At 66.9% G+C, this 14843-nt stretch carries 10 protein-coding genes; 2 read left to right on the top strand and 8 right to left on the bottom strand.

From position 1 onward, the window contains the following. Both WJU27_RS20035 and WJU27_RS20030 read right to left on the bottom strand, forming a co-directional pair. Nucleotides 1-1335, bottom strand: coding sequence for a peptidylprolyl isomerase (locus WJU27_RS20035; RefSeq protein WP_341423216.1), 1335 nt, complete (start codon nt 1333-1335; stop codon nt 1-3). A gap of 12 nt (nt 1336-1347) precedes the next feature. Beyond that, the gene (locus tag WJU27_RS20030; protein ID WP_341423215.1) at nt 1348-4257 is read right to left on the bottom strand and encodes an LPS-assembly protein LptD; all 2910 of its coding nucleotides are present in this window, start codon (nt 4255-4257) and stop codon (nt 1348-1350) included. Between the two features lie 198 nt (nt 4258-4455). Here WJU27_RS20030 and WJU27_RS20025 point away from each other — a divergent pair, with 198 nt between their 5' ends. Together WJU27_RS20025 and murU are read left to right on the top strand one after the other, a co-directional pair. Beyond that, complete coding sequence (locus tag WJU27_RS20025) at nt 4456-5460, top strand: aminoglycoside phosphotransferase family protein (protein ID WP_341423214.1); 1005 nt, start codon at nt 4456-4458, stop codon at nt 5458-5460. A gap of 8 nt (nt 5461-5468) precedes the next feature. After that, entirely contained in the window at nt 5469-6146 is a 678-nt protein-coding gene (gene murU, locus WJU27_RS20020; RefSeq protein ID WP_341423325.1) for an N-acetylmuramate alpha-1-phosphate uridylyltransferase MurU, read from the top strand. On the opposite strand, the gene WJU27_RS20015 is transcribed toward murU, so the two are convergent. The 6 genes from WJU27_RS20015 to WJU27_RS19990 form a co-directional block, all read right to left on the bottom strand. Next, nucleotides 6147-7253, bottom strand: coding sequence for a 2Fe-2S iron-sulfur cluster-binding protein (locus tag WJU27_RS20015; protein WP_341423213.1), 1107 nt, complete (start codon nt 7251-7253; stop codon nt 6147-6149). A 25-nt stretch (nt 7254-7278) separates the two neighbouring features. Then, entirely contained in the window at nt 7279-8175 is an 897-nt protein-coding gene (locus tag WJU27_RS20010) for a PepSY domain-containing protein (protein WP_341423212.1), read from the bottom strand. Beyond that, nucleotides 8090-10303 (bottom strand): TonB-dependent receptor plug domain-containing protein, encoded by a 2214-nt coding sequence (locus tag WJU27_RS20005; RefSeq protein ID WP_341423211.1) that lies wholly within the window; start codon nt 10301-10303, stop codon nt 8090-8092. The genes WJU27_RS20010 and WJU27_RS20005 overlap by 86 nt, the downstream gene beginning before the upstream one ends. Then, complete coding sequence (locus tag WJU27_RS20000; RefSeq protein ID WP_341423210.1) at nt 10303-12468, bottom strand: TonB-dependent receptor plug domain-containing protein; 2166 nt, start codon at nt 12466-12468, stop codon at nt 10303-10305. The genes WJU27_RS20005 and WJU27_RS20000 overlap by 1 nt, the downstream gene beginning before the upstream one ends. Before the next feature lie 119 nt (nt 12469-12587). After that, nucleotides 12588-14111 (bottom strand): ATP-binding protein, encoded by a 1524-nt coding sequence (locus WJU27_RS19995; RefSeq protein WP_341423209.1) that lies wholly within the window; start codon nt 14109-14111, stop codon nt 12588-12590. Beyond that, the gene (locus tag WJU27_RS19990) at nt 14111-14791 is read right to left on the bottom strand and encodes a response regulator (protein WP_019916878.1); all 681 of its coding nucleotides are present in this window, start codon (nt 14789-14791) and stop codon (nt 14111-14113) included. The genes WJU27_RS19995 and WJU27_RS19990 overlap by 1 nt, the downstream gene beginning before the upstream one ends. Nucleotides 14792-14843 lie beyond the last annotated feature (52 nt).

The following is a 14843-nucleotide window of genomic DNA, read 5'->3' as shown; positions in this document are numbered from 1 at the left end:
TCATCGCTCGTCGTTCAGACGGATTTCGACGTAAGCGCGGTCGCGCAGCTGACGCACCCAGTCCTGATACACCTCTTCCGCCTTGCGCTCGCGCAGCGCGAGGCGCGCGGCGGCACGCTGACGTTCGGTCGATACGTCCTCGACCCGGCGTTCGACCACCTGGATCAGATGCCAGCCGAAAGGCGACTGCACCGGTTCGCTCACCTTGCCTGGTTCGAGCGCATTCATCACCTTCTCGAACTCCGGGACCGTGTCGCCCGGGTAGAGCCAGCCGAGGTCGCCGCCCTTGGCGGCGGACAGATCCTGCGAGTTGGAGCGCGCCAGTTCCTCGAAATCGCCGCCGTTGTCCAGGCGTTCCTTGATGCCGGTCAGGCGGCGACGCGCCTCGGCGTCATTCACCACTTCCGAGGTCTTGATCAGGATGTGACGGGCGCGCGTCTGACTGACGCGGGCATCGCTGGCGCCGGCACCGCCGCGCTTGTCCACCAGCTTCATGATGTGAAAGCCGGCCGGGCTGCGCATCACCTCGCTCACCTGCCCCGGCTTCAGATTGGGCAGCATGTCGGCGAACAGCTGCGGCAAACGGTCGAGCGGACGCCAGCCCAGGCTGCCGCCCGACAGTGCGTCCGGCGCATCCGAATAGGAAGCCGCGACGCGCGCGAAATCCTCGCCCTTGGCCAGCTGTTCCATCGCCGCGTCGGCACGTGCCTTCAGCCGCATCAGCGTTTCCGGGCTGGCCCCTTCCGGTACGCGCAGCAGGATGTGCGACACATTGAATTCCTCGCGCTGGTCGGCCTTGCGCTCCGGATTGGCAAGGTAATTGTCGATCTCGCCCTCGGTCACCACGACGCGGCTTTCGACCTCGCGGTCACGCAGGCGGCTGAGGATGATTTCCTTGCGGATGTCCTCGCGGAAGCGCGGCCACGGGATGCCGTCGCGCTCGACCGCAGAACGCAGTTGCGTCGCGTTCATGTTGTTGCTCTCGGCAATGCGCCCGAGCGCAGCTTCGAGCATGCGGTCGTCGATGCGCATCTGCGTCTCTTCCGCGTGCTGCAGCTGCACCTTCTCGTAAATCATCCGCTCCAGCACCTGGCGTTCGAAGTCCTCGCGCGGCGGCGGTGTCACGTTTCGTCCGCGCAGCTGGGCGATGGCCTGTTCGGTGCGCGAACGCAGTTCGAACAGGGTGATCGCGTCGCTATTGACCACGGCGACGATGCGATCGACCTCGACCACGTCGGAGGGCTCTGCCTGTCCGTTCGGCTGAGCCTGTACGATCGACATCCCGGAGAAGGTCAGCGCGGTGATCAGCACGACGGAAATGACTTTGTTCAACATGAGTGAGGTCCGTCAGAAATCTTCGCCGAAAATCGGGTCGGCAATACTCTGGTTGATCTGGCCATAGCCTGGAATGCTTCGTTTGAGTGCATCCAGGGGGTTCGAGCCGATGCGCGAGAAGTCATTCAGCTCGAGCTGGAAGAACAGCGCCGTGCGCGATCGCTGGACGTTCGTCGCAATTCGCTGGAAGACAAACCGCCCGACCCAGCAGCCGCCGTTGTATTCCAGCCCGGCAAGCCCTTCAACCAGCCGTCGCTCGGCGATCGAATAGTTGTGGCGCGCCACCGCATACCAGCGGTTGGTCAGCGGCCACTGCACGGACAGGTCAATATCACGGACATCAGCCGCATTGGTAGTCGAGCGACGGAAGCGGTACGAGGTGTTCAGCACTTGGGCTGGGCGCGGATTCCATCGCGCGGTGATGCTGTAGCGCTCGGTCTGTGAAAGGTCCGTGTTGTACTGCAGTGCTGCGTCAATCCACGTCTTCGGCAACAACTCGCCCGAAACCGCACCCAGCGTGCTGGCGATGCTTCCGGTGCGCTCAGTTCCACCCGGCAGGATGACGTTCTGATCTGCAAAGTAGATGCGCTGCCCCAAAGCGACCCGCGCGCGTTCGGCGCCGGTCTGCGGATCGATGAAACGCGAGATCGCGGCAGCCGTAAGCTGATTGCTGTCGGAAATGCGGTCCTGACCGACGAACACGTTCTCGGAGAAGATCTGCGCGAAATTGAAGTCCGCGAGTGCGCTGTCGAACACCGGGAATTGTGACTGGTTCCGGTACGGCGCCAATACGTAATAGAGGCGCGGCTCCAGCGTCTGCACGAAGCCCTGTCCGAACAGGTCGGAATCGCGCTCAAAGACGGTACTGGCATCGAGACTGAAAATGGGCACCGAACGCGAGAGCGATGTAGGTAGCGCGGCATTGTCGGTTCCGCGCTGCAGATCGTAATTGCTCATGTGGACGCCCACCTTGGGCGTGATCGTCATGAACGAGGTTTGCATCGGCAGCGAAACCTGAGGGTAGAGCACTGCACGACTTCCCTGGTCGCGCCTGGGATCGTCGATACGGAAATCGGTGTAGCTGCTGTTCATCCTGAACACAAGACCGGCCGGGAGATCAGCCCTATAGGCGTTCAGTACGAATGACGGCACCTTCGAGTAGATCGGCGAAAGATTCGCCAGGGCTTGGTACTCGGTCGCGCTGCCGGTCAATGTCCACCAGTCGCCCGAGTACGAAAGCTTTCCTTCGCGCGGCAGATAGCCGATCGAAGTAATGGCCAGACGATTGCCCAAGTCGGTGTAGTAGTCGCGATCAGACACCGCATTGATGTTCACCGAACCGCTCCATCGCTCACCGAAACGCTGGGTATGCTGAATGCTCAATGCGTGGCGATCACGATCGAGAATGCGATCACTGAACAGATAGTCGAGCCGCAACATGCCTCGATAGCTTTCATCTAGGTAGCGGAACTCGTTACTGAGCATGAGACCCCGTGTCCCGAGCACACGCGGCGCAATGGTCGCGTCCATGTTGGGCGCAATGTTCCAGTAGTACGGCACCAGAAGGTCGATACCGGTACGGTTGGTCGTACCGAAGGTCGGCGTCAGGAAACCGGACTTGCGGCGGTTGTTCAGCGAGAAATCCAGCCAGGGCGAATACAGCACGGGCACGCCCTTGAAGACGATCGTGCCGTTTCGGCCCTCGCCCTCTTCCGATTCGAAGTCGAGATTGAGTGTATCGACCTGGGCATACCAGTCCGCGTTCTCGGGTCCGCAGGTCGAGTAGGTCGCGTTCTGCATGCGGACGCGGTTCTCTCCGCGGAACTCCATCAGGTCCGCCTCACCCCGACCCGTGGTCGTCCGCAGATTTTCACCCGTCTGCAGATTGCGTCGCAGGGTGTAGCGCGGCTTGTCGAACACGCCTTCGCTGCGCGTCAACTGGTAACGGAGTGACGGGCCCTCGACCACGTCCTCGCCGCGCACCAGGCGCACATTGCCCTGCGCCCGCAGTTCGTCGGTCGGCGGCTCATAGACGATGGAATCGGCGGTCAGCGAGGTGGTCGCGCGTCGCAGTTCGGCAGCGCCTTCGGCGCGCATCACGGCGTCGGTGGTGCCATCCAGCTGGTCGGCGGCGATCAGCGTCGCGCGCGACTCGGGGTGACGCTCGACATACTCCGACAGCGTGATCGCGCCCTTGAGCATGCGCGTCTCGTCGTCCTCCGGAACCTGCGGCGGCAGCGCGCCGGTGACGTCCGCTTCCTGCGCGGCCGGCGCACCAGCGATGACGGTCTCGCCGGTCTGACCAGCCGGCACACGCCGACGCGCCACCGGTGGCGTGCCCATCAGCGATCTGTCGACCTTGAGCGGCGGCATGTTGCGCGCCGTCGTCACGTTGCGGTAGGGCGGCGCCTCGTCGAGCGCGGCCTGAGCCGTCGGCGGCACTGCACGCCCACCGGGCGGCGCCTTGACCAGCGAACGGTCAACCTTCAGCGGCGGCAGGTTGCGGGCATTCGACGTCGTCGCCGGCGCGGCAGGCGAAATGGCCGGTGCCGCCTGCCTGACAGACGCTGGCGCGGCCTTCAGCGCTGGGGCCGGAACTGAAGCGGGGGTCGAAGTCGAGGCGGGAGCAGGAGCCGGCGCCGCCTCGACGGCAACCGGTGCCTCTGCGGCCGGCTGTCCCGGCGTCGCCACCGGAAACACTTCCACGCCCGACGCAGCTGCCGGCGTCTCTGCCGGCGCCGCAGCGCCGCCGGTCGCGGCAGGCTGCTTCGGCGCCGCGGCCGGCTTGGCGGCGCCCGTCTTGGCCGGCCGCTGTGACGGCGGCACCAGGGACGGATCGACCTTCAGCGAAGGAAGTGCATCGGCCGCCTGCGCGCCGCAGGCCATCCAGGCCAGATAGAGAATGACGGAACGCCTGAGCACGAATGAGAGGGCTGGAAGCGGGCTGATCGCGGGTTGAACTCCGGCTTTCGCGCCCGGGCGACGGATCGCCGGCTTGCACGCAGCCGCGTTATAGAATCGCGCATCTTATCAAACGCGACCCGGTTGCCGGCCGGCGATGGCAACAATTTGCAGATCGCGACGCCGGCCCGTCGTTCAGCCGCCCCGGACCCACCGAACATGACCCAAGACCCGCGCCTCGACGCGCTCACTGCCTGGCTGCAGGCGCAGTTTCCCGGCCAGACCCTCGACATCCGCCCGGCCTCGGCCGATGCCAGCTTCCGCCGCTACTTCCGCGTGACGCTGGCCGACGGCAGCACCCACATCGCGATGGACGCCCCCCCGCCGCAGGAAGACTGCCGCCCCTTCGTCGCCGTGCAGGCGCTGTTCGAGGCAGCCGGCGCCCATGTGCCGGCGCTGCGCGCGCAGGACGTCGAACAGGGTTTCCTGCTGCTGTCCGACCTCGGCAGCACCACTTATCTCGACGTGCTCGACGCGGAAAACGCCCCGGCGCTCTATTTCGACGCCACCACCGCGCTGATCGCCATGCAGAAAGCCAGCCGGCCCGGCGTGCTGCCCGAGTACGACCGCGACCGCCTGCTGGCGGAGATGGAACTGTTCCCGGTGTGGTACGTCGGGCGCCATCTGAAGGCCGAACTGTCGGAGGCCGAGACGACCGCGCTGTACGAGGTGTTCGACCGCATCCTCGACGTGAATCTGGCCGAGCCGCAAGTGTTCGTGCACCGCGACTACCACAGCCGCAACCTGATGGTGACGATGCCCAACCCCGGCGTGCTCGACTTCCAGGACGCCGTGTATGGTCCGATCAGCTACGACCTGGTCAGCCTGTTCAAGGACGCCTACATCGCCTGGGAAGAGGAACAGACGCTGGACTGGCTCATCCGCTACTGGCAGGACGCCAAGCGCGCCGGCCTGCCGGTGCGCGAAGACTTCGCCGACTTCCACCGCGACTACGAATTCATGGGCGCGCAGCGCCACCTGAAGGTACTGGGCATCTTCGCCCGCCTGTACCACCGCGACGGCAAGGACGGCTACCTGAAGGACACGCCGCGCGTGATGAACCACCTGCGCGCCACCGCCCGCCGCTACCGTGACCTCGCGCCGCTCGCCAGGCTTCTGGACCGACTCGAGGGCGTGACACCGCAGGTCGGCTACACCTTCTGATGAAGGCGATGATTCTCGCCGCCGGCCGCGGCGAGCGCATGCGCCCGCTGACCGACCACCTGCCGAAACCGCTGCTCGAAGTCGGCGGCCGGCCGCTCATCGTCTGGCATATCGAAGCACTCAGGGCGGCCGGCATCACTGACCTCGTGATCAACCACGCCCACCTCGGCCACAAGCTCGTTGAAGCACTGGGCGACGGCAGCGCGCTCGGCGCGCACATCGCCTGGTCGGCCGAACCCGAAGGCGCGCTGGAAACCGCGGGCGGCATCGCGCACGCGCGCCACCTGCTCGGCGACGCTCCGTTTGTCGTGGTCAATGGCGACATCTGGTGCGACGCCGACTTCGCCGCCATCGCGCTGGCCGCATCGGCGCTGCAGGCCGACGGCGACCTCGCTCACCTGCTGCTGGTCCCCAATCCCGCACACAACGCCAACGGCGATTTCGTGCTGCGCGACGACCGGGTATGCGACGAGAGCGAGGGCCGGCTCACGTTCTCCGGCATCGGCGCCTATCACCCATCGCTGTTCGACGGCCTCGATCCGGACGCACCGGCAAAGCTCGCACCGCTGCTGCGCGCTGCGATGCGCGAAGACCGCGTCGGCGGCGCGCTGCACCGCGGCCACTGGCACGACGTCGGCACACCGCAGCGGCTGGCCGAGGTCGACGCGCTGGCGCGCGCCGGATGATCAGCCGGCCAATGCCAGCCTGACGTCGCCAACCGGCGCGCAGACGCAAGTCAGGATTTCGCGCTCCGCCATCTCGACGCCCGCCGGCAACAGCCAGCGCACCTCGCCGGACAGCAGGCGCACACGGCACTGGCCACAGGTTCCGGCGCGACACTCCGAGGCGGGCGCCGCATCGTGCGCCTCCAGCAGCGCGAGCAGCGACGGCTCGCCGGCCATCACGTACTCGCGGCCGTCCTCCAGCGCCACGGTCTGGCCGCTGACGCCCTCGCCCGGCGGCAGACCGAAGGCCTCGAAGCGAATGCGCGAACGCTCGACGCCGGCGACCAGCAGCCCGTCGCACAACGCCTCCATCAGCGCGCTGCCCGCGCACATGTAGAAGTCCGCTGTCGCTGGCTGCTGCACAGCCTCCAGCACCCGTGCGGCATCCAGCCGTCCACGTCGGCCACTCCAGTCCTCGGCCGGTCGCGACAGCAGGCAGCGGTAGTCGACACGCAAGTCGGCCTCAGCCAGCGCTTCGAACTCTTCGCGGTACAGCAGTTCGGCCTCGGTACGCGCGGCGTGCCACAGCAGCACGCGAGGCGCGCCACTGGCCAAGGCCGCATGCAGCATCGCGCGCATCGGTGTGATACCGATGCCGCCGCCGATCAGCACGATTTCAGCCTGCGCCGGCTCCAGCACGAAATGGCCGCGCGGACGCGACACCTGCAGTTCGCTGCCTGCCTTCAGGTGGTCCCAGATCCACGGTGACGCTGCGCCCTGCGGCTCGCGCTTGATACCCAGTTCGTAGCGGTGAGGCCGCGGCGTCCATGCCGCCAGCGAATAGGCGCGCTGCAGAATCCGTCCGGCAGGGCCGGCAGGTACGCGCAGCAGTATGTGCTGACCGGCGGCAAACGCCGGAAGACGGGCGCGGCGCGGTGCTTGCAAATGCAGTACCAGCAGATCGGCCTGCTCGCGCCGTGTCGCCACACGAAGCAGAAGCGGACGCGCTGCACGCTCCTGCCGGCGGCGGTGCAGAAGCGTGCGGACGCCGTCGGCCAGCAACAGCACGAGCGCGGCCAGCGCCAGCAGCCCGAGAGCTGCCAGCAACGCGGTCGCGATGCCGATCACCGTTGCCTCCGCCCGCCGCGCCGGCTCAGAGGGCGTGCGTCGTGCCGGCGCGTGGTGCTGCGGCCGCCCCGGCCTGCAGCGCCGACTTGCGCTTCTCGCCACGCCACCACATGTAGACGCCGGTCAGCGCCAGCAAGGCCATCGCCGCGCCGATCAGGTCTATCCAGATCCATTCGGCGCGCTTGCCGAGGAAGGCCTTGCCGGTGTGCAGATCCATCACCAGCTTGTGCATGTTCATCGTTTCGTCCTGTGCCGAAGCGGGCAGCGCGGCCAGCGCACGGCCGACGGCGACGTCCGGCGTCCATGTCACGCCATCGCGGCTCACCTGCAGCCCTTCGTCCTTCAGCGCCACGGTGACGCCACCGTCGGGCCGCAGAGACACGTTCCAGGCGTCGGCATCGATCGCACGCGTCCACGTTCCGTCGCGCTCGACCCAGACTCCGTTCTTCGCCGCCACCACGCGACCCCAGCTCGCCTCGGCCAGTCCGCGGACCTGGGTGCCAGCAAGCGCCGGCACCGCCCGCAGCGTTTCGCCCTCGACCCGGTACAGACCGTGACGCAGCCCGACCCACTGCTCACCCGAACGCGTCAGCAGCAGCGCACGCGGCTCGTGGTTGCCCGGCTTGCCCGCCTGCATCGCGTAGCCAGGCAGCCAGCCGACGCTGACCGGCACCTCCTCCAGCTTCAGCGACTTGTCGTGCGCGATGAAGATGGCGGTCACCGCCACGATCAGAATGGGCAGGGCCAGTATCAGACTGACCCAGATATGCCATTTGCGGCTCTCGAAACTGATCTTCATGATCCCTCCTTGCGGGTGACGAATACCGGTGGCGCGCTTACCAGCGCCCCTCCAGCGAAACAAGAACGATGGCGGCTCCACTTTCGGCGTCGCTTTCGATACGGGCCGGCAAACCGCCGGCATCCAGTTCGCGCGCAACGCTGTCGCGCCCTTCGCGAGTCAGGTTGAGCGCGGACAGCCGCACGCTGACGCGGTGGTCCAGCTTGCGCTGAACGTAGACGTCGAGCTGACGCCGCGCCCGTTGCAGCAACTCCAGTCCATTGCCTTCGCGGCGCTCGATGCGTGCGGTGCTTCCATACTGGAGGCCTGCCGAAATGCCGCTGGCTGCCCACAGCCGATCGATGCCGAAGTGCCAGCTGCGGCGCGGCGCCTCGTCGCGCAGCACCGCCCCATCGTAGTCGGCATGTGCGTAGGCAAGATTGCCGCGCACGGTCAGCCCTGACATGCCCCACGCATCCGGCCCGACATTGAGATCGAACACCGCCCCTCGCAGCACGGCATCACCCACGTTGAACGGTCGCTCCGTCCAGCGCCCGGCCTCGACGCCGGCCACGCGAAGCACCTGGTCGTCTACGACGCGACGGAAGACGCTGAGGCCGACGGTGCCACCGCGCTGTGGCAGGAAATGCTCGACGCCGATTTCCAGTGCAAGCGTGCGTTCGGGCCGCAAGGACGGGTTGCCGCCACGATCTGGATTGGCGGCGCTGTTCACGCCGCTCGCAGTGCGCACCAGTGCCGACAGATCGCGCAGGCCCGGTGCGCGCTCGCTGTGCGCCGCGCTGGCACGCAGGTTCCATCTTGCGGACGGCTGCCACAGGTAATGCAGCGACGGCTCGACGGCGGTGTCGTCGCGGGCAACGGGCGCGCTGCCATCGTCCAGCCGGCTGATCTGTCGGGTTGTCCGCAGGCCTGCGGTCAGCAGCTGCCGTTCGGCAAACTGCCACTCGTCCTGCAGCCACACTACGACGCGGCGGTCGCGCCTGCGCTCGGCGGTGCTACCGTCGCCGGCGCTCGGCGCCACCTGGTCGGACTGGCTGCGCCGCTCGTCACCCCATTTGCCGCGCAACTCGCCACCGGCAGACAGAATGTGCGCCTCGCCGACCACGGCCTTGGTGCGGCCGACAAGACCGACTTCCTGTTCGTCGCTCACATCATCGACCGTGCGCAGCGAGGTACTCGCGCCCGTGGCATCGGTTTCGCGCCGCAGCTGGTCACGCTCCGCGCGCTCGGCCTGCAGCAGCAGGCGCAGGCTGGATTCCGCGCCTGCGCCGCGGCGCGACTTCAGCTCGCTCATCAGCCGCAGGGCAATCTTGCGGCTGCGGTCCGATTCGTCTTCCCCGCCGGCAGCCTGCGAGCCGGTCAGCGCCACCGGGTCGGCGTAGTCGCGACGAGAAGTCCGGGTGTCGCGCTCGTCGTATGCGTAACTGAACAGCGGGCTGAGCACCCACTGCCAGCGTTCGCCCACATCACGGTTCAGGCGCGGACTCAGGGTGACGCTGTTACGACGTCCGCTGTCCTCGCCGCGCTCGACGCGGTAGTCGCTGCGCGTGCCGGCGGCGTAGCGCTCGATCACCCTGTCGCGGTGACCGGTCACTGGCGTGCTGTCGATCGAGGCTGCAAGCAGAAAGCCCATATCGCCGGCACGGTCGCCATGCTGCGCACTGGCCCGCAGCACGGTCTCGCCCTGCTGGCTGCCGCCAGCCGCTCGCCACGACGTCGAGGACTCACGCGGCGCATCACGCAGCACGATGTTGATGGTGCCGCCGGCGCCGCCGGACGGGTGTTCGGCACTGGAATTGCGGATGATCTCGATGCGCTCGATCAGATCGGCTGGCAGTCGCAGCGCCGCCCCGCCGTCGCGGCCCTCGCCCGGCATCGCCTCGCCGTCGACCAGGATGCGCGGCGCGTAGTGATCGCTGCGACGTCCGCGCCCTCGTCGATCGCCTTCGTCGGCAGCCAGGCCCGTGGCCGGCAGACGACGCAGCAGATCGCCTACAGTGGCCGCGTCCATTGCGTCCAGCGCGGCACGGTCGATCACGATGGTGGCGCTCGACGCATTCCGGCGCGGCGCCGACCCGACGGCATCGGCCTCGACGCGTACCGCATCCAGCGTCATCACCCCGTCGGCCGACGCGTCGATCGCTGCCGCGGCGGCGGCACCTCGCATGGCACCGGCAAGCGTCAGCGTACAGGCGTGCAGCAGCAGGACGCGGCCCGTCCGCGTCCTTGCGCCGGCACGCAACCCGTTCATCAGAAGCGACTTTCGAAGGTCGCCATCAGCGTCGGATGCGAGCGTTCGATCTTCCACTCGTGCGAGTCGAAGCTGCCGTCCGCCTTGAACTTGCGGGTGCGCTCCTCCTTGTCGACACCGAACACATTGCGTGCGATCAGCCTGACTTCCGCCAGCGGGCTGAATATCTTGGTGACATAGACATCGAAGAAGGTCGATGCCGCACGCGTCTTCACCTCGCGCACGCCATCTTCGTTCAGCCCGTCGGTCGTGAAGCGCGGCTGCAGGTTCAGGTTCAGTCCGGCCGACCAGTGCGTCGGCTGGTGCGTCCAGTTGATACCGATATTGGTCACACGCGGCGGCATGTCCTTGACGTCGCCGTTGCTCGGCTGGTTCGCATAATCGACGCGGCCGTTCATCCAGCTCTGGTTACCGGTTACATCAAGACGATGCGCGCCGTTGCGCCACACCGGCCAGCGCCAGTCGAGCTCGACACCCCAGAAATGCGCTTCGCCGGCGTTATAGGGGCGCTTCACGAAGCGCGCACCCTCCTGCAGCGTCTGCTTCTCGATGAAGTCCTCGGCTCGCCGCTGATACAGGTTCGCACCGATGACACCGCGATTGCCGGCGAAGAAATGCTCGACGCCCAGTTCGACGCCCAGCGCACGCTCCGGCTTGAGATCGGCGTTGCCGCCGCTGTCCGGATTGGTGGCGGAACCCGCGCCGCCGCCGGTAGCCAGCGTGACCAGTGGATTGACCTCGTCGAACTTCGGCATGCGGAAGGTGCGCGCAAGGCTGGCGCGCAGGTTCGTGTTCTCGCGCAATGCCCATCGATAGTGCAGGGACGGGTTGCTGGCGGAGAAGTCGCTGCGCCTGCTTTCGCCCAGGCTGTCGGTGGCGTCGCGCTCGATGCGTTCGAAACGGACACCCGGCGTCAGCGTGTGGCCGCGGGCAGGCGACCAGCTGTCCTGCGCGTAGAGGATGTAGCGGTTCTCCTCGATATTGAAGATGTCCTTGGCGGCCGTCTTGACGACGTCGTTCTCGAGCTTGTCCTTGGCATTGTCGTACTCGGACTTGCGCACTTCGGTGCCGATGGACAGCGCGTGCGCATCGCCCACGCGGAAGGTCACACCGGCGCCGCCGTAGCTGCCGCGATCACGGATGCGCTCGTCCTCTATCGTCGTCTTGGTGAGCACACCTGCACCATTGCGCTCGAGCGAGCGAGACAGCTTGTCGATGCGCGCCTCCTGCATGCCGGCCTTGGCGAACCAGCTGCCCCACGCGGTCTTGCCGTCGTAACGACCGGCCATGCGGGCGACCTGATCGTCCTTGTCCTCGCGCTTGTCGGTGTTCTTGGTGAGCACGCCCAGACCGTTGCGCAGCGCCGTCTGCTCGTGCTTGTCCTCGGTACCGTTCGACAGAAAGGGCTCCAGCGTCAGCCTGTCTTCGCCGTTGCGCCAGACGAAGCGCGGCGCGAACAGCGTTTCCGTCTTCTCGACCGGCTTCGGCTTGTACTCGCTTTCCTTGACGCTGCCGTCGGCGTTGAACTTGATCTTGGACTCGGTCACATCCTCCGCACCGAGCGTGTGCGACAGTGCGAACAGCACATCCAGATTGCCGAAACTGCGACTCCACTGCGCGACGGCGTCGCCCACCTTCATGGAGCCATTCTGACCCCAACCGGCGCGCAGCCGGGTCAGCCCGTCGGCACGGCTCTTGAGCACGATGTTGATGGTGCCGCCAACACCGTCGCTGTCCATGCCGGCAACCGGCGTGCGGATGATTTCTATCCTCTCGATCATGTCGGCCGGGAGGCGGTCGATCTGGATCTGCCGCTCCTTGGTCGCCGACGGCACCGGTTCGCCGTTGATCAGGAATTGCGTATAGCCCTTGTCCAGCCCCCGGATGCGCACGTCCTTGGTGACACCGGCCGGTCCGGTGAAGGTCATGCCGGGCAGGCGGCGCAGCACATCGCCGACGGTCGAGTCGCCGTAGCGTTCGACCTCGTCCTCGGCGATGACGATCTTCTGCAACTCGGACTGCCTGCGCTCGACCTGCGCTCCCGGCTGGTCTATCACTGCGACAGCCGGCAGCTCCGGCACGGATGGCTCGGTCTGCGCCTGAGCCAGCGAATGAACACACAGCGACGCCGCACAGACGGCAAGCGACGCGAGTCTGAAAGACATGATTCCCACAACCTTCGATCGAAATGCATTGATGGCTGGGAACCGCTGCGTACGGTCGCCTGGCTAGGACGTGTCCGGACCTCCGTCCGGAACGGCGTTCACACTAACACGAACGATTCTCATTGCGACCCGTGGCCGGGAACTTCTTTTCGATCGATGTTGTCGCGCTCACCCAAAGGCAGATACAGGTCAACCTCGGTGCCGCCTTCCGCGCCGGACGCCAGGCGAATCTCGCCCCCCAGCCGCTCGACCACTTCACGCACGATTGCCAGTCCCAGCCCGGTGCCGCTGCTGACCGAACCGGGAATGCGGTAATACGGCTCGAAAACCCGCTCGCGCAGTTCAGGCGGTATCCCCGGCCCCGCGTCGATGACGGCCAGGCGCGCCACATTCCCGTCGCGCGACAGGCGCACCGTGATGGTCGTCCCCGGTGGGGCATAACGCTGCGCGTTGTCGATCAGATTGCCCGCCATGCTGGACAGGCCTGTAGGGTCGGCCCGCATGATCAGCGGGTCTCCGCAGCTTTCGAAGGCCAGCAGATGACCGCTCGATTCGCAGGCTGGCAGCCGCTGCGCCACCGCGTCGGACACCACGTCGCGCAGTGACACCTCCATGTCGTGGGTGGCCCGGCCGGCCCGGCTGTGCGCCAGCATCTGTTCGGCCAGGTGAACGGTGCGTGCGACACCTTCGAGCAAGCTGTCGAGCGACTTGTCGCGTTGCGCTGCGTCTTCCGCGCGACGGGCGTTCTGCGCGTGGATGCGCAGCGCGGCCAGCGGCGTGCGCAGTTCGTGCGCGGCCGAATCGATGAAGCGCCGCTCGCGTTCGAGCGTACTGCGCACCCGTTCGAACAGCGCGTTCAGCGCACCGAGCACCGGCGTCATTTCGCGCGGCACGCGCGACAGCGTCAGGGGCTGATCGTCCTGCGGGCGGCGGGCCGCAATGCGCTCGGTCATTTCCGACAATGGGGCCAGACCGTAACCGATCAGCAGCGCGTTGAGCAGCAGCACGACCACCAGTCCGACCAGCAGCGGCGCACCGGTCGCCCAGCCCAGCTTGGCCGTCAGCTCGGCGCGCGCGTCGGTGCGCTCACCGACCTGCACCCACACCTCTCCGGCCTGAAGCACGAACACGCGCCACATGCCATCGTCGAGATCGTGATCGCTGAAACCGGCCCTCATCGGCGCAAACGGCTTTTCCGGTGCCGACGACGAGCGCGCCAGCAGGCGATGGGCGGCGCCGTCGACATCCACGCTCCACACCTGGTAGGCGATGTGCGTCTCGTATTCGTGTCCGAGCGGCGTTTCGACGTCGTGATGGCCGAACAGCCACTCCTGCAGTATCCACAGCAGTGCGAAACCCGGCTTTCCGGCCAGTTCGGCGTCGTGCTCGTGCGCCATGTCGGCCAGCGGCGCCGGCAGCGACATCACCAGCGGGGCATTGATGGTGGCGTGCTCGACCTGTTGCGCGAGCAGGCTTTCGAGCACGCGCGCCGAGGTGGCCAGACGCGCATCGAACAGTTCATCCGCTTCGTCCTGTCCGGCCATCACCGCCAGCACCGCGGTGGTGCCGATCACGCACAGCAGGATGATGGCGCTGCCGGCCAGCAGCAGCGCGCGTATCGACATGCCGCGGAACGGCCGCATCACTTGCCCTGCCGCGTCGCCGGCAGCGGGTCGATCACGTAGCCGACACCACGCACGGTGCGTATCAGTTCGGGGTGGAATTTCTTGCGCAGGTTGTGGATGTGCACATCCAGCGCATTGCTTTCGAGGTCACTGTCCCAGCCGTAGATGTTCTCCACCAGCTGCTGCCGGCTCAGCACGTGGCCGATGTTCTCCAGCAGGCGCCGCAGCACCATGAACTCGCGCCGCTGCAGCTCGACCGGCCGGTCGTCGATGCTCACCGTCAGGCCCGCCGTATCCAGCGTAATGCTGCCGTAGCGGATCAGGTTAACGACGGTGCCGCGGGTGCGTCGTTCGAGCACCCGCAGCCGGGCCAGCAGTTCGTCGAGATCGAAGGGCTTGGTCAGGTAATCGTCGGCGCCTGCGTCCAGCCCGCCGATGCGTTGCGCCGTCGTGTCACGGGCGCTGAGCACCAGCACCGGGGTCGTGACGCCCGCCTCGCGCGCGCGGCGCAGCACATCCATGCCGTCCAGCCGCGGCAGCCCGAGGTCGAGCACCGCCATGTCGACACCGCCACCGCGCAGCGCAGCCAGCGCCTGCGCACCGTCGCGCACCCACTCGACCGTGTAGCGCGCGCGTTCGAGCGCGTCACGGATACCGGCACCAAGCAGTTCGTCGTCTTCAACCAGCAGAACCTTCATCGGTCTGGAAACGCCGTAACGGAAAGCCGTCATTGTCGCTCCGCGCGCATTG

It is taken from the genome of Methyloversatilis sp. NSM2 (genome assembly GCF_038066675.1).
GTDB lineage: Bacteria > Pseudomonadota > Gammaproteobacteria > Burkholderiales > Rhodocyclaceae > Methyloversatilis > Methyloversatilis discipulorum_A.
The sequence above is the reverse complement of the archived record's forward strand: the minus strand, read 5'-3'. Positions and strand labels throughout refer to the sequence as shown.